The sequence below is a fragment of the Xanthobacter sp. AM11 genome, from assembly GCF_047444035.1.
Classification (GTDB): Bacteria; Pseudomonadota; Alphaproteobacteria; order Rhizobiales; family Xanthobacteraceae; genus Xanthobacter.
Map to the genome: position 1 here is coordinate 2,845,212 of NZ_JBLAOA010000001.1, position 20,037 is coordinate 2,865,248.

Below are 20,037 nucleotides of genomic sequence, written 5' to 3' on the forward strand. Positions count from 1 at the left end.
CTCGGCCCCGGCCCGGGCCTGTCTTCAGCCCAGGATGGCCCGCTCCACCGCGGCGCGGTCGAAGCCCTTCAGGCCGATGACCACCAGCGCCCCGCGCCGCGCCTCCTCCCCGCCCCACGGCCGGTCGAAATGGTGCGACACCCGCGGGCCCACCCCCTGCACCAGCAGGCGCATGGGCTTGCCCGCCACTGCGGCGAAGCCCTTCACCCGCAGCACGTCCGGCGTTGCCGCGGCCGCCACCACGCGGGCGGCGAGGGCGGCGGGGTCGGCAATCTCGGGGAGGGGGAGGACGACGCTCTCGAACTCGTCGTGGTCGTGGTCCGCCTCGTCGTCATGATGGGTGCGACGGGCGTCGATGGCGTCTTCCGCGCCGATGCCGAGGCCGAGCAGAACCGCCGGGTCCACCCGGCCGGCCACGGCGCGCACCAGCTTCACCGCGGGCGGCAGGCTGCGGGCCACCGCCGCCTGTGCCGCATCGAGGCCGGCGGCGTCCAGGAGGTCGCCCTTGGCGAGCACCACCAGGTCGGCGCAGGCGATCTGGTCCTCGAACACCTCTTCCACCGGGTCGTCGTGGTCGAGGCTGGCGTCGTCCGCCCGCTGGGCGGCGAGGGCGGCGAGGTCCGGCGCCACCCGGCCCTGGGCCAGCGCCGGGCCGTCCACCACCGCCACCACGCCGTCCACGGTGACGCGGCCCTTGATGGCCGGCCACTGGAATGCCTGCACCAGCGGCTTGGGCAAGGCGAGGCCCGAGGTCTCGATGAGGATGTGGTCCACCCGCGGCGTGCGGGCCAGGATGAGGTCCAGCGCCGGCACGAAATCGTCGGCCACGGTGCAGCACAGGCAGCCGTTGGCCAGCTCGACGATGGTGTCTTCGGCGCAGCTCTCGATGCCGCAGCCCTTCAGGATCTCGCCGTCGATGCCCACGTCGCCGAATTCATTGACGATCACCGCGAGGCGCCGGCCGCCGGCATGCTCCAGAAGGTGGCGGATGAGGGTGGTCTTTCCGGCACCGAGGAAGCCGGTGACGATGGTGCAGGGCACCCGGGCGAGGGACGACATCAGGTATCCTCGGAGAGGGAAAGGGGCGGGATGCGCACGATCATCCCGCGCTTGAGGGGATCGGGCCGGCCGCGCCACGGCATCAGCCCGTCGGGGGCCTCGCTCAAAAGACGGGCGCCTTCCAGGAGGGCGGGGGCATCGGCGGCGGAAAGGTCGCCGAACACATAGGTCCAGCCGTCGGCACGGACCATGGCGACGGACAGGCCGCGCTTGCAATTGGCAAGGCAGCGCACGCCCCGCACGCTCACGCCCGGCGCCGCGTCGCCGCCCGTGGCCGCCGCCGCAGCTGCGGCAAGGGCGGTGCCGTCGGCGGCAAGGTCGGCATCCGCCGCCGCGTCGCGGCAGCTGGTGCAGATGAAGAGGGTGACGGGGGCCGGTGCCGGGCCGGTGGCGGCCGGCGCCGGGGGAGCGCTGTCCTGCCCGGTCGCATCCACTGCCGCGGTTTCGTGAAGATTGCCGCGCTCCACCCGTTCCATCCCAAGGGTGCGCGCTGCCCGCGCGAGACGGGCTTAAGGGACGCAGAACCGGAGCACCCCGCCCGGCGCGGACCTCGTCGAAGGCAGGTCTCCTGGCTCGCGGGTCAGTGCCCCGGCCGCCTTCCCGGATGGCTCCAGTGGCGTCTGGCGGGGGCTCGCCGCTTACAGTTGCGGGGGCAGCCGCGGCATGAGGAGGGTTGCCCCGCCCGCACCGCATTCCCTTTTGCGCCCGTGGCAAAACACGGGACCTTCGACCCGGCCACTAAAGGCAGGGCGGGGGAGATTGTCAAATGCCGCCCGGGGCGCCCGCGGCGGTGCAGCTTTCGCCCCGGCGGCGGGCGGTGTATCAGAGCCGACCTTTGTCCAGACGGATTCGGGCACGCGTTCCGCTGGTGCCGCGCGCGGCCGCCCCCGCCGTCGCCGTCCGGGAGCCGCCATGTCCATGCCCGACAGGCCTTCGTCCACGTCGTCCCAGCCCGACGCCGACCGCAACGCCGGCTCGACCCTCGATTTCGCCGCGCTGCTGTGCTCGCGCGTCTGCCACGACGTGATCAGCCCGGTGGCCGCCATCATCAACGGTTTCGAGGTGCTGGAGGACGAGAAGGCGGCGGACATGCGCGAAGTCGCCCTCGACCTCATCGCCAGGAGCGCCCGGCAGGCCTCGGCGCGCCTGCAGTTCACCCGGCTGGCGTTCGGCGCCGCCGGCTCGGCCGGGGCGCGCCTCGACCTCGGCGACGCCGAGCAGGTGGTCCGCGGCGTCATCGAGGATGACCGCACCAAGGTGGACTGGGCCCTGCCGCGAGAGCTTCTGCCCAAGAACCGGGTGAAGCTGCTGTTGAACCTGGTGCTGCTGGCCGGCAATACCATTCCGCGCGGCGGCGTCATCCATGTGGGCGCGATCGGCGCGGGGGAGCAGATGGGCTTTGCTATCGCCTCCACCGGCGTCAGCGCGCGCATTCCGCAGGGGCTGGAGGCGCTGGTGGGCGGGGCGGTGCCGCCGGACGGGCTCGACGCCCATTCGGTGCAGCCCTTCTATGCCGGGATGCTGGCCCGCGACTGCGCCCTCGCGGTGGCCTTCGCCCAGGACGGCGACACGGTGACGCTCACCGCCCTGCCATGAGCCTCATGCCCCGGCCCGTGGCCGCGCCAAAAGAAAAGCCCCGCGGCTGCGGGGCTTGTTCGGCGGCGGATGCGAGGAGGGGGTGATCAGACGGCGATGCGCTCGGCGCCGGGCATGGGCTCGCGCAGCACGTAGCCGCGGCCCCAGACGGTTTCGATGTAGTTCTTGCCCGCGGAGGCATTGGCGAGCTTCTTGCGCAGCTTGCAGATGAACACGTCGATGATCTTCAGTTCGGGCTCGTCCATGCCGCCATAGAGATGGTTGAGGAACATCTCCTTGGTGAGGGTGGTGCCCTTGCGGAGCGAGAGCAGCTCCAGCATCTGGTATTCCTTGCCGGTGAGGTGCACCCGGTTGCCTTCCACCTCCACCGTCTTGGTGTCGAGGTTGACGATCAGGTCGCCAGTCTGGATCACCGATTGGGCGTGGCCCTTGGAGCGGCGCACGATGGCGTGGATGCGCGCCACCATCTCGTCCTTGTGGAAGGGCTTGGTGAGGTAGTCGTCGGCACCGAAGCCGAAGCCCTTCACCTTGTCTTCCGTGTTGGCGAGGCCGGAGAGGATGAGGATGGGAGTCTTCACCTTCGCCACGCGCAGGCAGCGCAGGACCTCGAACCCCGACATGTCGGGCAGGTTCAGGTCCAGAAGGATGATATCGTATTCGTAGACCTTGCCGAGATCCACGCCCTCCTCACCGAGGTTGGTGGTGTAGACGTTGAAGCTCTCGGTCTTCAGCATCAATTCGATGCCTCGGGCCGTAGCACTGTCGTCCTCGATGAGCAGAACGCGCATGGCTATCCCTTTCCTCGCAACTACGCGAAAGGCGGCGATGCCGACCTTCGTTGCTCGGCCGTCGGGGGTGATTCGCGATACGTGTGTAGAATCGTTAACAGAAGCCGATTCTCGTCCACAAGGCCCCGCGGAAAAAACTTTGTGCAGAGAGCTGAAGACTGAATCATCTTCAGGCACTTAAGGTTTTTCCACAGGCCGCCGCATCCACCGTCCCACGCCGCCCGAGCCTTGTGGGCGGTGCCCGGCTCCCGCACCCAAGGATGCGTGACCCGAACCGTAGCGTCATCATTAACGAAGGCGGTAAACGATTGGTTGCCGGGACCACCTTCTCCGCGATTTTCCTCAGGAAGCGGCGCGGAGGTAAGGAAAGGGCAACCCTCGCCGGACATTCTCTCCCGGTCGAAGGGCTCCGGGCATGGCCGGGCACGGACGGCGGCGCGGGATGCTAGTGGTTCGACCGCGACAGATGGACCCCATCTGTCGCGACCAGGTCGAACCACAACGCCTTGATCCACTAGGCGCCGGTCGTGTCTCCAGCTGCGCGCACGGGGCGCATTCCCTCGTGCGTACCCGGAGTAGACGGCGATGAAGTCGCATGACCCCCTGATCCGTGCCAAGAAGTTCCAGATCGAGGACGCCCGCCGCCGGCTCGGGCAGATCGACACCATGATCGCCGATTTCGAGCGCATGGCCGGCGACCTCGACCGCGATATCGCCGCCGAGGAGGAGCGATCCGGCCAGAGCGATCCGCGCCATTTCGCCTATCCGCCGCTGGCCCTGGCCGCCCGCACCCGGCGCGACAACCTGCGCCGCTCGGCGGAAGACCTGAAGGTGCAGCAGGAGGAGGCCCGCGCCGCCCTCGCCGCGGCCGAGGCCGAGCTCGCCCGCGTCGAGGCCGCCGGAGAGATGGAACGCGCGGTGCGACTCGAGGGGCCCGCCCGCCGTTCCGCGCCGCGCCACATCGACACCGCCCGCTTCTGACGTCCGGGGCGGTAGAGGGGTAACAACTGCTGCAATGCAGCGTGTTTTTTTACCCGCGTTGCGGGTGGCGACCCCGCTTCCAGGCTTCCAATACCGGCTCCCGCTCCGTTAGCCTCTGCCCGGCTTCATCTCCGAGCGAGGGCCATCCGTGACGCCAGCCCGCAAGGTCCACGCCCTCCTTGATGCGGTCGCCGCCGGCGACCGCCGCGCGTTCGAGGACGTGTACCACCTGACGAGTCCCCGGCTCTACGGCATCGTGCTCCGGCTGCTGCGGCGGCCGGAGCTGGCGGCGCTGGCGCTGCGCCAGGCCTACGGGCGCATCCATGCGGAGGCGCACACCCTCAAGCCACAGGAGGACCCGGTCTGCTGGATGGTCGCCATCGCCCGCAGCTGCGCCCTCGACATGGCGTGGCAGCGCCCGGTGGGCGATGCGTTCGAGCCGTTCGACGCCGCCCTGCGCGGCGACGATCCGCTGGCGACCGACCGGCACAGCCCGGCCCTCTCCCGCCTTCTGGCCTGCCTCGGTAAGCTGCCGGAGGAGCGGCGGCGCATGGTGCTGCTGGCCTTTTATGACGGCTGGAGCCGCGAGGCGCTCTCGGTCTATTTCGATGCGCCGGCCGCGGGCATAAGGGCGTGGATGGCCCGCAGCGTGGCCCAGCTCGGCGCCTGCCTCGGGCGGCGGGCATGAAGGCGCCTTCGCCCGCGCCCCGGGACCCGAGGTCGCCCGCCCTGGCAGTGGTGAGCGAGGCGGAGCGCACGCTGGCGGTGGAATATGTGCTCGGCACGCTGGACCCGGAGGAGCGCAGCCTCGCCCGGGCGCGGCTGCTGTCCGATCCCGGCTTCGCCAGCCTGGTGCGCCAGTGGGAGCGACGGCTGTCGCCGCTGCACGAGCTTGCCGTTCCGGTGGCGCCGCCCTCCGCCTTGTGGCGGGCCATCGCCGCCGACATCCGGGAGGCCACCCTTGCCGCGGCCCCTTCGGGCGGGCATCCACGCCCGGTTCCGCCAGCCCCGCCCGCCGAGCCGGGGCGTCCCGTGCTCCGCAGCCGCCCGCGCGAGCGGTCCGGGGCCTTCGCGAAGATCGGCCGCCTGCTGACGCGCCCGTTCAGCGGCGGGCGTGATGCGGCCGCCGGCGAGGCGGCGCCGCGCCGGCGCTGGCCGGCCGCCCCCGAGCCTGGGCCGGCGGCCGCCGCGCCGTCAGATGCGCGCACTGCGGAGGCGCGCGCCCCGGCCGTGCGAACCCTGGGCGCCGCCGTCCGGCAGGCCGCGGCGGAAGGATTCGTGGAGCGGGAGGGCCCGCGCCCGGCGCCCGCTCCGGCCGCAAAGCCGGTGCCGGCAGTGGCGGAGGCGCCGGCACCGAAGGCTGCGGGGCGTCCCGCCGTGAGCCCTGTGGCGAATCCTGTGGCGGGCTCTGAGGGACGTGCTGCGGGTGTCCCCGCCACCGGTCCTGCACCGAATCCAATCCCCGCGCCCCCTGCCGCGCCCCCTGCCGCGCCGCCCCGTCCGCGTCCGCCGCCGGAGCCCCTGACGCCGCCGCCGGCCTTCATGTTCCTTGAGCCGGCCACGCCGGTTGCCGAGGTGGAGGCGGGCGCCGTGGCAGACGGCGCGGCGCCGGGGCCGGGGCAGGAGGGGGCGGCATCGGCGCCCGTGCCGGAAGGATCTTCGCCTGCGTCGGGGCAGGGCGGCGCTGCGCCGGTGCTCGGGCGGGAGGGTGCGTCGCCTGCGCCGGAGGGTGTCGCGCCTGCGCTCGCGCTGGAAGGGACTGAGCCGACGCCGGAAGGCCCTGCACCCGCCCCCGCGCCGGATGGCGCTTCGCTCTCCCCCGCGCCGGAAGGCGCTTTACTCTTCCCCGTGCCGGAAGGCGCTTTACTCTTGCCCGCGCCGGAAGGCGCTTCGTTCACGCCCGCGGCGCCACCCGGCGCCGAGGGGCCGCCGCCATCCTTGCCAGTGCAGGGGCCGGTGCCGTTGGTGGCGGAGGCCGTGCCGGTCTCCGCCGCTGTGCTGGCGGCGGCTGGGGAAGCCGCGCTGTCCCTGTCCCTTGACGTTACGCAGGCCGGCGCCGCCCCCGTCCCCGCCGTCCCGGTGGCCGGCGCTGCTCCACCGGCTGTCGAGGCCCGCCTGTCCGTCATCGACGGCGGTGCGGCCGGAACCGCCGTGGCTTCGCCCGTTGTGACCCCCGGCGCGGCACCCGTGCAGGACGCGCCATCGCCTGTGCTCCTTGCGTCCATGCCGGCGGAGGCCGGCAAAACGCGAGTTCCGGCGGAGGCCGGCGAAATGCGAGTTCCGGCGGAGGCCGGCGAAACGCGAGTTCCGGCGGAGGCCGGCGAAACGCGGGTTCCGGCGGAGGCCGGCGAAACGCGAGTTCCGGCGGAGGCCGGCAAAACGCGAGTTGCTGCGGAGGCCGGCGAAGCCCCGGCGCCGGCCTCACAGGACGCCGCCCCCGCCGATGGTACCGGTGATGCCCCTTCCGCCTCTTCCGCCGATGGCACGGCGGACGGGCTTCCCCTGCCGCGCTGGGCCGAGGCGGTGGCCTCCGGCGCGGTGTCGGCCCTGCCCGATTCCGCCGCGCGGCCGGGCCCGGCGGCAGAGCCTGCCGCCCCGCCGGCGCGGACCGCCGCCCTGGCCCGCTGGCGGGCGGTGGCGCTGCTGCTGGCCGCTGTCGGCCTTGGCCTTGCGGCTTATACGGCCTATCGCGAATGGGTCTGGCCGCGTGGCGGGCACTGGGTGGGCGTGCTGCAGCCGGAGCCGCTGCCGGTGGTTGCCGTGCGGGTCGATCCGGCGAGCGGTGCCGTGTTCGTGCGGGCGTTCGCGCCGGCGCCGGGGGAGGGGCAGACCTACCGCCTCTGGCTGGTGGCGCAGGGGCGCGCGCCGCTCCATCTGGGCGCCTTTTCCGCCGGCCTGGCGGCGCGCGTGCCGGACCTGCCCCAGCTGGGAACGGCCGGGTTGCGGACATCGGAGGTGGTGGTCACGCAGGAGGCGGCGGAACGGGCCATCGAGGCCGGCGCCGGCCCCGGGGAGACGGTGGTCTATCGCGGGCGCCTCGCGCCGGAATGAGGCGCCGCCGCCGCTTCAGGTGGACGGGCCGGCGGCGATGCGGGCGTCGTCCAGCGGCAGCCGGCCGGCCTCCAGGGGCGAATGCCCGGAGCCGGCCACCCGGTTGCGACCGTCCAGCTTGGCCCGGTACAGGGCCGCATCGGACGCGCCGATGAGATCCTTCACCTCGCACAATTCGCCCGTGGCGCCGCTGAAGCAGGCGACGCCGATGGTGAGGGTGACGCGGGTTTCGTATCCGTCCACCCGGTACAATTCACGCTCGGCGAGATGGCGCAGATGTTCGGCGACGGCGAGGGCGGCGGGCCCATCCGCGCCCGGCAGGACGATGCAGAATTCCTCGCCGCCGTGGCGACCCACCACGTCCCGTGGACGCACGGCGGAGCGCAGCACCCAGGCGAAATGGCGCAGCACCGTGTCGCCCACCTCATGGCCGAACCGGTCGTTCACCGACTTGAAATGGTCGAGGTCGGCCAGCAGCACCGCCAGCGGGCGGCCGTGGCCCTTGGCTGCCGAAAGCAGCCGCTGCGCCTGCTGCAGCGTGGCGCGGCGATTGAGCAGGCCGGTGAGGTCATCCACCGAGGCGAGCCGTTCCAGCACCATGAACAGGCTGCCGAAGCTCCAGGCGACCACCAGCACGGTGGCCGCCAGAATCATCATCAGGTCCGCAAGATTGTTCAGCGCGCCCAAATCCGGGGCAAAGCCGGACCAGGCGACGAGACCACGCACGGCAAAGGCGGCCGCCACCCCCAGAAGGAGCACGCCGGACGCGAAGCGCGACAGCAGCGGGCCGAAATCGCTGCGCCGGATCAAGGCGGAGCCGGCCATGGCGGCGAGCACGGCCACCAGCAGCGAGGCGATGGTGACGCGCTCCGCCATCCGGTCGCCTTCCGCCACGGACACGGCGAGGGCCGCAACCCCGGCGAGGGACACCAGCACCACCAGGTCGAGCCGGGCGCGGCGGCCGTCGAACGTGCGGATGCCGCTGAGCAGCAGGCCGGTGCCGAGGAAGACAAGCCCATTGCCCGCCAGCACGCTGACCGGAATGCCCAGCTCGCGGCGCAGGGCGAAGAAGGCGCACGCGGATGAAAGGGAAAGGCTCGCTGCCGCCCAGTAGGCGAGGGGGGTGGCCTGCAGCCGCTGGCTGGCAAGCAATTGCATGCCCCCGAGCATCACGCCGACCAGAGCCGCTATGAGAAGTGTGGTCTGGACGTGAAAGAACATGAGGTCGGGTTCTCGATGCTCCGCTACACGCAACGTCACTTATTGCCACCTACATGCACCATGGGCGTGTAGGCCACAAGGGGCAAAAATTGCGTCGATGGTCGGTCTGCAAGCAATTTTGTAACGGGGCGGCCGCCCGCGGCCCCCATGGCGCGGCCGGCCGGTGCCGGTATGATGCCGGCGCTTCGCCCCCCTCTTGCTACCGCGAGGATCTCATGGCCGCCCCGTCCCTTCCCCGCCCGGTGGACCGCGCCCTCGAACCCGGCTTTCGCCACGGCCAGTCCACGGAGCCGAACTATTCCGGCGTCACCTCCTTCCTGCGCCGGCGCTATGCGCGCGACGGCGGCGGGGCGCAGGTGGTGGTATGGGGCGTGCCGCTGGACGTGGCGGTGTCGAACCGGCCGGGCACCCGCTTCGGCCCGCGGGCGATCCGCGCCGCCTCCTCCATCCTGGACGGCGACCCTTTCTTTCCCTTCGGCTTCGATCCTTTCGCCACGCTGGACGTGGCCGACGGCGGCGACTGCGTGTTCGACTACGGCCTGCCCGCCGGCATCCCCGAGGCCATCGCCTCGCAGGCGGCGGCCCATTACGGGCGCGGCGCCCATCTGGTGACCCTGGGGGGCGACCATTTTCTGACCTATCCGGTGCTGCGCGCCCTCACCGCGCGGCTCGGCGGGCCGGTGGCGCTGGTGCAATTCGACGCCCATCAAGACACCTGGGACGATGCCGGTGACCGCGTGGACCACGGCACCATGATCACCCGCGCGGTGAAGGACGGGCTGATCCGGGTGGACCGCTCCATCCAGGTGGGCATCCGCACCCACGCGCCGCAGACCTATGGAATCGACATCGTGGACGCGCTGACCGCCGGCGAGATGGGGCCGGCCGCCCTGGCCCGTCGCATCACCGAGCGGGTGGGGGATGTGCCGGTCTACCTCTCCTTCGACATCGACGCCCTCGACCCCGCCTTTGCGCCGGGCACAGGCACGCCGGTGTGCGGCGGGCTGTCCACCCGGGAGGTCATCTGCTGCCTGCGTCGGCTCGGCGGCCTGGACCTGAAGGGGTTCGACGTGGTGGAGGTGTCGCCGCCCTACGACCACGCGGAGATCACCGCTTTGGCCGGGGCCACCCTCGCCTCCGTCTATCTGTGCCTGCTGGCCGACCGGGCGCAGCGGGGCCACGCGGTTTCGCCCTGAGCGCGGAGCCGGCCCGCGGCGGCTTGCCGCGCTGCAGCAAATGTGGGAGAGCGACGGGCGAAGCGGGCACGAAAGCACGGGAGCGCAGACGTGACGGGGAGCCGGCCGGGAGCCTTCAGCTATATCCTGCCGGTCGCGGCGCTGGTGCTGGCGGCGGCGCTCGCCGCATGGCCCGCCCTGGCGCCGGCGGCGCACGGCCCGGCGGCGCCCTTTGCCGCGCTGCTGGCGGTGGCCCTGCTGTGCGGCGCGGCCTTCTGCACCGTCGCCCATGCGGACCTGGTGGCCGATCGCGTCGGCCAGCCCTTCGGCACGCTGGTGCTCACCTTGTCGGTCACGGTGATCGAAGTGTCGGTGATCGCCTCCATGATGCTGCACAAGGGCAACAACCCGACCCTCGCCCGCGAATCGGTGCTGTCGGTGCTGATGATCGTGAACACGGCCATCGTCGGCCTGTGCCTGCTGCTCGGCGGGCTGAAGCACCGGGAGCAGACCATCCAGCAGCAGGGGGTCTCCGGCTATCTCTCGGTAATGATCGCGCTGGGGGTGATGCTGCTGATTCTGCCCAGCGAGACGCGGGCCGGAGCCACCGGCACCTTCTCCACGGTCCAGCTGGTCTATGTGGCGGCCATCGCCATCGCCCTCTACGGCGCCTTCCTCTACATGCAGACCGTGCGCCACCGCGAGGATTTTGAGGGGACGCCGGGAGCGGGCCATGCGGGCGGGACGCCCGGGGCCGGTCATGCGGGCGGGGCGCCCGGGGCCGGTCATGCGGGCGGGACGCCCGGAGCCGGTCATGCGGCGGGGGCTGTTTCCGCCGGCCGGTTCGTCCTGGCGCTGGCCATGCTGGTGCTCTGCCTGTGCGCCGTGGTGCTGCTTTCGAAGCATGTGGCGGCGGGGTTCGAGGATTTCCTCGCCCATTTCGCGCTGGAGGACCCGGACGCGGTGACCGGCGCGCTGGTGGCGGCCCTCGTGCTCATGCCGGAGGCCATCGGCGCGGTGCGGGCGGCGGCGCGCAACCATCTGCAGCAGTCCCTGAACATCGCCCTCGGCTCGGCGCTGGCCACCATCGCGCTGACCATTCCCGCCATGGCGGCCATCAGCGTGCTGATCGGCGAACCCATGGTGCTCGGCCTCGACAATGAGGACCGCACCATGCTGCTGCTCACCTTCGTGCTGGCCATCCTGTCGTTCGGCACGGGCAAGACCAACGCGCTCAACGGCGTGGTGCACCTCATCGTCTTCTGCGTCTATGTGCTGCTGCTGTTCGCGCCCTGAGGCGCCAGCCCCCGTGCGGCGGCAAGGCGGGTGGACATGGCAGGGGCCAGATGGCATGTTCCGCCCGAATTTCCAACGAGGCGCGGGCCGTGAAGACCTTCCTGCTCTACATCTTCACCTGGTGGCACAAGCAGACGGCCGGCACCTGGCTGTGGACCCGCCGCTATGGCGAGTTCGTCGGCGAGGACGAGCTGGGCAACCGCTACTTCCGCACCAAGGGCGGCGCGGTGGACCCCACCCTCGGCTTTGAGCGCCGCTGGGTGATCTATCCCGGCTATGCGGAGGCCTCCACCATTCCGCCGGGCTGGTGGGGCTGGATTCATCACCGCGTGGACACCCCGCCGGTGGACGAAACCTATGCTCCCCGCTCCTGGCAGAAGCCGCATCGCCGCAACATGACCGGCACCCCCGGCGCCTACCGGCCCAAGGGCTCGGTGCTGGCGGGCGGCCTGCGGCCCCGCGTCACCGGCGACTACAAGGCCTGGTCCCCCGGCGAATAGGCCGTTCCGGCGGGGACGCCCGCGCACGGCGGCTTGCCGCCGGCCCGTTTGCGTCCGGAGCCGGAGTGCCCGCCTTGCCGCTGCCCGATTTGGGCGATCAGAAGGGGCTGGGCCCGGGCCGGCCGTTCCCTTTCGACAGGTTGATGACCTTATGCGCTTGATCCGCACTGTTCCGCTTCTCGCCGCGGCGCTTCTTCTCGGCGCGGCGTCGCAGGCGATTGCGCAGTCGCGCGGCGTCATCGAGCAGTCGCCTTTGCCGCCGCCGGGCACCATTCCTGCCCCGCGGCAGGCGGTGCCCGCCGCTCCCCCGGCCCCGCGCCCCACCACCCCCGGCGTGGTCCAGCGCGCGCCGCTGGGGGCGCCGCAGGTGTCCCCGGGGGGCGGCCCGCCCCAGCCCTCCGCCGCCCCGCCCATGGCGCCCGCCCCCGGTTCCGACGCGGGCGGCGACGTGATGGTGGTGCAGCCGCCGGCGCAGAAGATTCCCAACGCCTTCGCCGTCTATGCCGGGCTCGACAAGATCACCGGGCGCATCACCTCGTTCGACGTGGCCATGGGCGAAACCGCCCAGTTCGGCGCGCTGCAGGTGACGCCGCGGGCCTGCTACACCCGCCCGGTCACCGAGACGCAGAACACCACCTCCTTCACCGAGGTGAACGAGGTGACGCTGAAGGGCCAGGCCAAGCGCATCTTCACCGGCTGGATGTTCGCCTCCAGCCCGGGCCTCCACGCGGTGGAGCACCCCATCTATGACGTGTGGCTGATCGGCTGCAGGGCCAGCGCCCCGGTCACGGCCCGGTCGGCGGGCCAGCAATAGAAATCGCCTTCCGTCTGCAGCGCGTGGTCGAGCATGCGGTGATACTGGCGCCGCGACACCTCCACCGCGCCGAAGGTGGTGAGGTGGCTGGTGACGAACTGGGTGTCCAGCAGCCGGAAGCCGCCGGCGATGAGGCGCCCCACCAGATGGACGAGGGCCACCTTCGAGGCGTCCCGCTCGCGGTGGAACATGCTTTCGCCGAAGAAGGCGGCGCCGAGCCGCACCCCGTAGAGCCCGCCCACCAGCTTGCCGTCGCGCCAGGCTTCCACCGTGTGGCAGCGCCCGCGGGCGAATAGCTCGCCGTAGAGCTTGCGGATGCGCTCGTTGATCCAGGTCTTGTCCCGCCCCTCCTGCGGCTCGGCGCACCCGTCGATGACGCCTTCGAAGTCGTGGTCCACCCGCACCTCGAACTTGTCCGAGCGCACCGTCCGGGCGAGGCGGGAGGAGAGGCGGAAGCCGTCCAGCGGGATGATGCCGCGCCGCTCGGGCTCGATCCAGTAGAGCCCGGGGTCGTCGGCGCTCTCGGCCATGGGGAAGATGCCGCAGGCATAGGCCTTCAGCAGCACCTCGGGGGTGATCTCGACGATCTGGTCGCTCAGCCGGCTCATGCCTGCCAGATTAGCAGCAAATCTTGCAACTGTATGGCGCGATGCGGCGCCGGCCTCACCCGCGCTTCAGGAAGGCGCCGATGCGCTCCACCGCCTGCGCCATGTGCGCCGGCGAGCCGGCATAGGAGAAACGCAGGAAGCGGCGGCCGTGGAAGGGGTCGAAATCCACCCCGGGGGTCGCCGCCACATGGGCCTCGTCCAGCATGCGGCGGGCGAAGGCGGCGGAATCGTCGGTGAAGTCGGACACGTCGGCATAAAGATAGAAGGCGCCATCGGCCGGCAGGAAGCGCGAGAGCCCCGCCGCGGGCAGGCCCTGGGTGAGGATGCGGCGGTTCTCCACATAGCCTGCCTTCACGCCGTCCATCTCGGCGCGGCCCTCGAAGGCGGCGTCGGCGGCGATCTGCGAGAGGGTGGGCACGCAGATGGAGAAATTCTGCTGCAGCCGCTCCATGGTGCGCGATACGCCGGGGGGAACCACCATCCAGCCCACGCGCCAGCCGGTCATGCAGAAATATTTGGAGAAGGAATTGATGACGGTCACATCCTCGCCGATCTGCGCCGCGCTCACGGCGGGGAAGGCGTAGTCCAGGCCGTGATAGATCTCGTCGGAGATGAAGGCGAGGTTCAGGTCGCGGGCGCAGGCGTGCAGGGCGGCCAGCGCCGGCCGGTCCATCATGGTGCCGGTGGGGTTGGCCGGGCTTGCCACCAGCACCCCCTTCAGCGGCGCCTGCCGGTGGGCGGCCAAGAGCTGGGCGGGGGTGAGGGCGTGGCGGTCCTCGGCGCGGGTCTCGATCAGCACCGGCTCGCAGCCCAGCGCCGTGAGCACGTGCCGGTAGGGCGGATAGCCGGGGGCGGCGATGGCCACCCGGTCGCCGGGCTCGAACAGGGCGAGGAAGGCTAGCACGAAGCCGCCGGACGAGCCGTTGGTGACGACGATGCGCTCCGGGTCCACCGCCAGGCCATGCACCTCGCCATAATGGCGGGCGATGCGGGCGCGCAGGGCCGGAATGCCGAGGGCGGCGGTGTAGCCCACCTGTCCGGCCGCCAGGGCGGCTGCGGCGGCCTGTCGCGCCACCAGCGGCGCGGGCGCGGCGGGCTGGCCCACTTCCAGGTGGATCACATGGCCGCCGGCCGCCTCGATGCGCGCGGCATGCTCCATCACGTCCATGACGATGAAGGGCTCCACGGCGCTGCGCCGGGACAGCACGGTGGCGCGGGCGGGGGAAACGGGCGCTGCGGCCATGACGTGGGGTCTTTCCTGCTGCGGCAGGGGCCGCCGGGTGCCCCAGGCGCCGGGTTGCCGCGCTGCCGCCTTAATCTGACTGTCCCTGAGGCCTGTTCGCCCCAACGTGAAGCCCGGTGCATTGACCGGTGGGCCGGCGGGCGCCAGTGTCCGGCGGTTTCGTAGCGCGGGATTTTCCATGCGCCAAGGGGGCTGCCGGTGCCGGCTGCCGGGGCGGCGGACGCCCCGGGGGGGCATTGTGAGTCGGGTTGAAGGAACGGAGCGAAGCCGAGCAGCCATGGGCATGGGTTTTCTCAGCATGTCTTCCCTGTGCAGAACCCCGCCGGTGCCGCGCTGCGGCGTGGCGGTCCCGGGGCGCTGGTCGATCGTGGGACGCTGGGCGATGCTGGGACGCTGGGCGGCGCTCGTCGCCGCGCTGGCGCTGCCGCTCCATGGCGCGCTGGCGCAGGAGCAGGGGCAGCGGCGCCCCACCACCATCCGCGACACCGAGATCGAGGCGCTGCTGCGCGACTACACCCGGCCCATCCTGAAGGCCGCGGGCCTCGCCCAGCAGAATGTGGAGGTGGTGCTCATCTCCGATCGCTCGTTCAACGCCTTCGTGGCGGACGGGCGGCGCATCTTCGTCAACACCGGCGCGCTGGTGGATTCGACCACGCCGAACCAGATCATCGGCGTGCTCGCCCATGAGACCGGGCACATCGCCGGCGGCCATCTGGCGCGCATGCGCGAGCAGCTGGCCGGCGCCCAGACCATGGCCATCGTGGCCATGCTGCTGGCGGCCGGCGGCATGGCGGCCGGCGCTGCCGGCGGCGTGAGCGGGCGCGACCTGGGCAGCATGGGCGCGGCCGCCATGACCGCCCCGCAGGAGGCGATCCGTCGCTCCCTGCTCAGCTACCAGCGCGGCGAGGAGCAGGCGGCGGACCGCTCGGCGGTGAAATATCTCAACGCCACCGGCCAGTCCGCCAAGGGCATGATCGAGACGTTCGAGCGCTTCCAGAGCGACCAGCTCTTCATCAACCAGAGGGTGGACCCCTATCTGCTCAGCCATCCCATGGCGCGCGAGCGCATCGCCGCGCTGGAGGAGCTGGCTAAGGCGAGCCCCTATTACAACACCAAGGACCCGCCGGCCCTGCAGGCGCGGCATGACCTGATGCGGGCCAAGCTCATCGGCTTCACCGAGCGGCCGGAGGTGGTGGCGCGGCGCTATCCCGCCAGCGACGGTTCCATGGCCGCCCAATATGCGCGGGCGATCTCCGCCTTTCGCTTCGGCAACGTCTCCTCCGCCATCGCCCAGATCGACGCGCTGATCGCCCGCGAGCCGGCCAATCCCTATTTCCAGGAGCTGAAGGGCCAGGCCCTGCTGGAGAGCGGGCGGGCCGCCGAATCGGTGGCGCCCCTGCGCAAGGTGGTGGCCATGACCAACGGCGCGCCGCTCATCCGCTCCATGCTGGGGCAGGCGCTGGTGCAGTCGGGCAATCCCGCCTACACCGCCGAGGCCATCCGCGAGCTGGTGCAGGCCACCCAGCGCGATCCCAATTCGGCGAGCGCGTGGCGCTCGCTGGCCATGGCCTATGGCCGCAACGGCGACGTGGCCAATGCGGACCTCGCCGCCGCCCACGGCTATTTCGCCTCGGGCGAGTTCAAGACCGGCCGCGAGCTTGCCGCGCGGGCGCGCCAGCGCTTCCCGCAGGGCACCCCCGGCTGGCTGAAGGCCGACGACCTCGTGAACTACAAGCCGCCCAAGAGCGCGGCCAATCGAGACCAGTGATGCCCTCTCACCACCAGGAGAATTTCATGTCCCCGCATCCGGGCTCGCCCCGCACCGGCCTCAAGCGCCTCGCCGCCCGCTTCGCCTCGCTGGCGCTGGCGGCCGCTTCGGCCGTCGCCCTTCTGGCGAGCCCCGCAGCCGCCTTCACCGATGCGGAGAAGAAGGAGCTGGGCACCATCATCCGTGAGTATCTCGTCCAGAATCCCGAAGTGCTGCAGGAGGCCATCTCCGTTCTGGAATCGCGCCAGATGGTGGCGGAGGCCTCCCAGCGCAGCAAGGCGGTGGCCGAGCTGAGGCCGCTCCTGGTGAGCTCGCCGCGGGGTATCGTCATCGGCAATCCGAAGGGCGATGTGACGCTGGTGGAGTTCTTTGATTATAATTGCGGATACTGCAAGAAGGCGCTGTCCGACCTGCAGGAGCTGATCAAGCAGGACCCGAACCTGCGGGTGGTGCTGAAGGAATTCCCGGTGCTCGGCCAGGGCTCGGTGGAAGCCGCCCAGGTGGCGGTGGCGGTGCGCCTCGCCGCGCCGGACAAGTACATGGCCTTCCATCAGGCCCTGCTCGGCAGCCGCGGCCAGGTGGACCGCGCCAAGGCGCTGCAGGTGGCGAAGGACGTGGGCATCGACCCCGCCGCGATCCAGAAGCAGGCCACCTCGCCGGAGCTGAACGCCACGCTGGACGAGAGCATGAAGATTGCCGAGGCCCTCGCCCTGAACGGCACCCCCTCTTACGTGGTGGGCGACCAGGTGGTGATCGGCGCCGTCGGCTTCGACAAGCTGAAGGCCGCCGTGGGCGAGGCCCGCAAGCAGCAGGCGGGCAAGTAGCAGGCGGGCAAGTAGCATCGCCGCTCCCTGGCGGCGGCCGCCCGCCCGGCCGCCGGCCGCGCCGCGCGCGCAACCCTCCCGCCCCGCCCGCCGTGGCGGGGCGGGGGGCCGGCGCCCGTCCACAGCGCCGCGCGGCGCGCGCGCCGCTCTTTCCTTGCGGGCCGCGCACCCCTATAAGGCAGCAATCCGGCCGAAGGGGCCGGTGGCAGATCAGTCACGGATGTCCGATACCGTCCACGTCCTGAACGGGCCGAATCTCAACCTCCTCGGCACACGCGAGCCAGGCATCTATGGTGCCGCGACCCTTGCCGACGTGGAGGCGCTTTGCCACGCCGAAGGCGCGGCGCTGGGCTTTGCCATCGTCTTCCGCCAGACCAATTCGGAAGGCGCGCTGGTGGACCTGATCCAGGCGGCGCGCGGGGCGCGGGGCATCGTGCTGAATGCGGCGGCCTACACCCACACCTCCGTCGCTTTGCGCGACGCGGTGGCCGCGGTGGGGGTGCCCACCATCGAGGTGCACCTCTCCAACGTGTTCGCGCGGGAGGCGTTCCGCCACCACTCCTTCCTCTCGCCGGTGGCGCGCGGCGTGATCTGCGGCTTCGGGCCGCAGAGCTACGTTCTGGGCCTGCGCGCCCTTGCCGGCCTGCCGCCGACGCCGTGAGGCGTCCTATCCCACATCCCTCGTGCGGCCGCGACCGGCCGTCCAGAGCAGGACCATGATGAACCCCAACAAGCCCCCCATCGACACCGCCATCGTCAAGGAGATTGCGGACCTCCTGTCCGGCAGCGATCTCACCGAGATCGAGGTGGAGCACGAGGGCCTGCGCATCCGCGTGGTGCGCGCGCCTGCGCCCATCACCATCGCCCAGGGCGCCGCGCTTGCCGCGCCGGCCGTGGCGGCGGCGCCGGCCGCCGTGGCGGCGGAGGCCGTGGCGGATTTCTCCAAGCATCCCGGCGTGGTCAATTCGCCCATGGTGGGCACGGCCTATCTCGCCGCCGAGCCCGGCGCCGCCCCCTTCATCGAGGTGGGCGCCAGCGTGCGCGAGGGCCAGACGGTGCTCATCGTCGAGGCCATGAAGACGATGAACGCCATTCCCGCGCCGCGCTCGGGAACGGTCACGCGCATCCTCGTGGGCAACGCCCAGCCCGTGGAATATGGCGAGCCGCTGCTCATCATCGAATGAACGCGTCCGGATCAGGCAGGCACCGCTGATGTTCAGAAAAATCCTCATCGCCAACCGCGGCGAGATCGCCCTGCGCATCCTGCGCGCCTGCAAGGAGCTGGGCATCGCCACGGTCGCGGTGCATTCCACCGCCGATGCCGACGCCATGCATGTGCGCCTCGCCGACGAGAGCGTGTGCATCGGCCCGCCGCCGGCCCGCGAGAGCTACCTCAACATTCCCTCGCTGCTCGCGGCCTGCGAGATCACGGGGGCGGATGCGGTGCATCCCGGCTACGGCTTCCTGGCGGAGAATGCCCGCTTCGCCGAGATCCTGGCCGACCACAACATCCATTTCATCGGCCCCAAGGCGGAGCACATCCGCATCATGGGCGACAAGATCGAGGCCAAGAAGACCGCGCAGAGCCTCGGCATTCCCGTGGTGCCGGGCTCCGACGGCGGCATCCATTCGGACGAGGAGGCCCACCGGGTCGCGGCCGAGATCGGCTTTCCCGTGCTGGTGAAGGCCGCCGCCGGCGGCGGCGGGCGCGGCATGAAGGTGGCGATGACCAAGGAGGACCTCTCCCAGGCCCTCTCCACCGCCCGCACCGAGGCCAAGGCGGCATTCGGCGACGATGCCGTATATCTGGAGAAATACCTCTCCACCCCGCGCCACATCGAAGTGCAGGTGCTGGGCGACGGCAAGGGCCACGCCATCCATGTGGGCGAGCGCGACTGCTCTCTCCAGCGCCGGCACCAGAAGGTGTGGGAAGAGGCGCCCTCGCCGGTGATCACCGCCGCCCAGCGCGAGGAAATCGGCGAGACCTGCGCGAGCGCCATGCGCAAGCTGGGCTACATCGGCGTGGGCACCATCGAATTCCTGTACGAGAACGGGAAGTTCTACTTCATCGAGATGAACACCCGCATCCAGGTGGAGCATCCGGTGACGGAGATGGTCACCGGCATCGACCTGATCAACGAGCAGATCCGCGTGGCGGCCGGCGAGCCGCTGACGCTGACCCAGAAGGATGTGGTGATCGAGGGCCACGCCATCGAGTGCCGCGTGAACGCCGAGCATCCCACCACCTTCCGCCCGTCCCCGGGCCGGATCACCCATTACCACGTGCCCGGCGGCCTCGGCATCCGCGTGGATTCCAACGCCTATCAGGGCTACGTCATCCCCCCCACCTACGACAGCCTGGTGGGAAAGCTGATCGTGCACGGCAAGACCCGGGACGAGTGCCTGCGCCGCCTGCGCCGGGCGCTGGACGAGTTCGTGGTGGACGGCATCGACACCACGCTGCCTTTGTTCCGCGTGCTGGTGCGCACCCGGGACATCGCCGAGGGCAAATATGACATCCACTGGCTGGAGCACTTCCTGGCCGAGGGCGAGGGCAGCAAGGGCGTGTGAGGGGCGCGCTCTGTGAGCGTCTCGGTGCCATTCCGGGCCTCTTGTTTGTGTAGCTCAATTGAGCGACAGAAGGCTCAGGAATGGAGGCGCATCGTGGCGACGACGACATTTGTTCGCGCCCGGGTCGATGAAAGCGTGAAGGACGAGGCCGAGGCCGTCCTGAACTATTTCGGATTGACCGTTTCGGATGCGATCCGGCTGACCTTGACGCGCATTGCCCGTGACAAGGCGCTGCCTCTGGAAATGAAGATTCCGAATGCCGAAACGCAAGCAGCCATGGCCGAGTCGCGTGCCATGATGGAGGCGCGACAGGCCCGGGCTGCGTCTTAAAGATGTCATGTTGCAGCTGGTTGCGAATGACATGCCGTTAGGGCCGGAATGGCTGGACCACCCCCTGAAAGGCGACTGGGCCGATCACCGTGAATGCCACATCGGCGGCGATTTTCTTCTGCTCTATCAGGTCGTAGGCAATTCGATAAATTTCGTTCGGGCGGGGACCCACGCCGAGCTCTTCGAATAGAAGCAGCACCAGGGCCGGCACC

Annotated in this window: 21 protein-coding genes and 1 riboswitch; of the genes, 15 read left to right on the forward strand and 6 right to left on the reverse strand. The window is 70.9% G+C overall.

Features of this window, described 5'->3' with window-relative positions:
- Nucleotides 1–24: 24 nt before the first annotated feature.
- Both cobW and ACI7BZ_RS13100 read right to left on the reverse strand, forming a co-directional pair.
- A complete protein-coding gene (gene cobW / locus ACI7BZ_RS13095; RefSeq protein WP_414119165.1) occupies nucleotides 25–1,062 on the reverse strand; it encodes a cobalamin biosynthesis protein CobW in 1,038 nt (345 codons plus the stop codon).
- A complete protein-coding gene (locus ACI7BZ_RS13100) occupies nucleotides 1,059–1,526 on the reverse strand; it encodes a DUF1636 family protein (RefSeq protein WP_414117584.1) in 468 nt (155 codons plus the stop codon). The genes cobW and ACI7BZ_RS13100 overlap by 4 nt, the downstream gene beginning before the upstream one ends.
- Nucleotides 1,527–1,600: 74 nt before the next feature.
- Nucleotides 1,601–1,802, reverse strand: a riboswitch (cobalamin riboswitch).
- A gap of 169 nt (nucleotides 1,803–1,971) precedes the next feature.
- Between ACI7BZ_RS13100 and chpT the strand changes: the two genes are divergently transcribed.
- A complete protein-coding gene (gene chpT, locus ACI7BZ_RS13105; protein WP_414117585.1) occupies nucleotides 1,972–2,655 on the forward strand; it encodes a histidine phosphotransferase ChpT in 684 nt (227 codons plus the stop codon).
- 86 nt (nucleotides 2,656–2,741) lie between these two features.
- Here chpT and ctrA read toward each other — a convergent pair whose 3' ends face one another.
- Nucleotides 2,742–3,443, reverse strand: a complete 702-nt coding sequence (gene ctrA / locus ACI7BZ_RS13110) for a response regulator transcription factor CtrA (protein ID WP_414117586.1) — start codon at nucleotides 3,441–3,443, stop codon at nucleotides 2,742–2,744.
- 585 nt (nucleotides 3,444–4,028) lie between these two features.
- Between ctrA and ACI7BZ_RS13115 the strand changes: the two genes are divergently transcribed.
- The 3 genes from ACI7BZ_RS13115 (at nucleotide 4,029) to ACI7BZ_RS13125 (ending at nucleotide 7,475) form a co-directional block, all read left to right on the forward strand.
- Complete coding sequence (locus tag ACI7BZ_RS13115) at nucleotides 4,029–4,424, forward strand: flagellar export protein FliJ (protein WP_414117587.1); 396 nt, start codon at nucleotides 4,029–4,031, stop codon at nucleotides 4,422–4,424.
- 148 nt (nucleotides 4,425–4,572) lie between these two features.
- On the forward strand, nucleotides 4,573–5,112 hold the full coding sequence (locus tag ACI7BZ_RS13120; RefSeq protein WP_414117588.1) for a sigma factor-like helix-turn-helix DNA-binding protein: 540 nt from the start codon (nucleotides 4,573–4,575) through the stop codon (nucleotides 5,110–5,112).
- On the forward strand, nucleotides 5,109–7,475 hold the full coding sequence (locus ACI7BZ_RS13125; protein WP_414117589.1) for a hypothetical protein: 2,367 nt from the start codon (nucleotides 5,109–5,111) through the stop codon (nucleotides 7,473–7,475). Before ACI7BZ_RS13120 ends, ACI7BZ_RS13125 begins: the two co-directional genes overlap by 4 nt.
- Before the next feature lie 15 nt (nucleotides 7,476–7,490).
- On the opposite strand, the gene ACI7BZ_RS13130 is transcribed toward ACI7BZ_RS13125, so the two are convergent.
- Nucleotides 7,491–8,696 carry a GGDEF domain-containing protein gene (locus ACI7BZ_RS13130; protein ID WP_414117590.1) on the reverse strand — a complete coding sequence of 402 codons (1,206 nt, stop codon included), beginning with the start codon at nucleotides 8,694–8,696 and terminating at the stop codon, nucleotides 7,491–7,493.
- Between the two features lie 215 nt (nucleotides 8,697–8,911).
- On the opposite strand from ACI7BZ_RS13130, the gene speB reads away from it, so the two are divergent.
- The 4 genes from speB (at nucleotide 8,912) to ACI7BZ_RS13150 (ending at nucleotide 12,481) form a co-directional block, all read left to right on the forward strand.
- Nucleotides 8,912–9,892 (forward strand): agmatinase, encoded by a 981-nt coding sequence (gene speB, locus ACI7BZ_RS13135; RefSeq protein WP_414117591.1) that lies wholly within the window; start codon nucleotides 8,912–8,914, stop codon nucleotides 9,890–9,892.
- A 90-nt stretch (nucleotides 9,893–9,982) separates the two neighbouring features.
- Nucleotides 9,983–11,167: a calcium:cation antiporter gene (locus ACI7BZ_RS13140; protein WP_414117592.1), complete on the forward strand. Its 1,185-nt coding sequence runs from the start codon at nucleotides 9,983–9,985 to the stop codon at nucleotides 11,165–11,167.
- A gap of 89 nt (nucleotides 11,168–11,256) precedes the next feature.
- The gene (locus tag ACI7BZ_RS13145; protein ID WP_414119166.1) at nucleotides 11,257–11,667 is read left to right on the forward strand and encodes an NADH:ubiquinone oxidoreductase subunit NDUFA12; all 411 of its coding nucleotides are present in this window, start codon (nucleotides 11,257–11,259) and stop codon (nucleotides 11,665–11,667) included.
- Nucleotides 11,668–11,818: 151 nt separating this feature from the next.
- Nucleotides 11,819–12,481, forward strand: a complete 663-nt coding sequence (locus ACI7BZ_RS13150; protein WP_414117593.1) for a DUF2155 domain-containing protein — start codon at nucleotides 11,819–11,821, stop codon at nucleotides 12,479–12,481.
- On the opposite strand, the gene aat is transcribed toward ACI7BZ_RS13150, so the two are convergent.
- Both aat and ACI7BZ_RS13160 read right to left on the reverse strand, forming a co-directional pair.
- On the reverse strand, nucleotides 12,412–13,089 hold the full coding sequence (gene aat, locus ACI7BZ_RS13155) for a leucyl/phenylalanyl-tRNA--protein transferase (RefSeq protein ID WP_414117594.1): 678 nt from the start codon (nucleotides 13,087–13,089) through the stop codon (nucleotides 12,412–12,414). The two genes, ACI7BZ_RS13150 and aat, sit on opposite strands and share 70 nt — an antisense overlap.
- 55 nt (nucleotides 13,090–13,144) lie before the next feature.
- The gene (locus tag ACI7BZ_RS13160) at nucleotides 13,145–14,332 is read right to left on the reverse strand and encodes a pyridoxal phosphate-dependent aminotransferase (RefSeq protein WP_414117595.1); all 1,188 of its coding nucleotides are present in this window, start codon (nucleotides 14,330–14,332) and stop codon (nucleotides 13,145–13,147) included.
- Nucleotides 14,333–14,714: 382 nt separating this feature from the next.
- Here ACI7BZ_RS13160 and ACI7BZ_RS13165 point away from each other — a divergent pair, with 382 nt between their 5' ends.
- From ACI7BZ_RS13165 to ACI7BZ_RS13195, 7 genes are all read left to right on the forward strand, one after another.
- A complete protein-coding gene (locus tag ACI7BZ_RS13165) occupies nucleotides 14,715–16,100 on the forward strand; it encodes a M48 family metalloprotease (protein WP_414117596.1) in 1,386 nt (461 codons plus the stop codon).
- Between the two features lie 26 nt (nucleotides 16,101–16,126).
- Nucleotides 16,127–16,924, forward strand: a complete 798-nt coding sequence (locus ACI7BZ_RS13170) for a DsbA family protein (protein ID WP_414117598.1) — start codon at nucleotides 16,127–16,129, stop codon at nucleotides 16,922–16,924.
- A gap of 220 nt (nucleotides 16,925–17,144) precedes the next feature.
- On the forward strand, nucleotides 17,145–17,585 hold the full coding sequence (gene aroQ / locus ACI7BZ_RS13175; protein ID WP_414117599.1) for a type II 3-dehydroquinate dehydratase: 441 nt from the start codon (nucleotides 17,145–17,147) through the stop codon (nucleotides 17,583–17,585).
- Between the two features lie 58 nt (nucleotides 17,586–17,643).
- Nucleotides 17,644–18,108, forward strand: a complete 465-nt coding sequence (gene accB, locus ACI7BZ_RS13180) for an acetyl-CoA carboxylase biotin carboxyl carrier protein (protein WP_414119167.1) — start codon at nucleotides 17,644–17,646, stop codon at nucleotides 18,106–18,108.
- 28 nt (nucleotides 18,109–18,136) lie between these two features.
- Nucleotides 18,137–19,495 carry an acetyl-CoA carboxylase biotin carboxylase subunit gene (gene accC / locus ACI7BZ_RS13185; protein WP_414117600.1) on the forward strand — a complete coding sequence of 453 codons (1,359 nt, stop codon included), beginning with the start codon at nucleotides 18,137–18,139 and terminating at the stop codon, nucleotides 19,493–19,495.
- Nucleotides 19,496–19,588: 93 nt separating this feature from the next.
- Complete coding sequence (locus ACI7BZ_RS13190; RefSeq protein ID WP_414117601.1) at nucleotides 19,589–19,825, forward strand: type II toxin-antitoxin system RelB/DinJ family antitoxin; 237 nt, start codon at nucleotides 19,589–19,591, stop codon at nucleotides 19,823–19,825.
- A 7-nt stretch (nucleotides 19,826–19,832) separates the two neighbouring features.
- Nucleotides 19,833–20,015: a type II toxin-antitoxin system YafQ family toxin gene (locus ACI7BZ_RS13195; RefSeq protein WP_414117602.1), complete on the forward strand. Its 183-nt coding sequence runs from the start codon at nucleotides 19,833–19,835 to the stop codon at nucleotides 20,013–20,015.
- Nucleotides 20,016–20,037 lie beyond the last annotated feature (22 nt).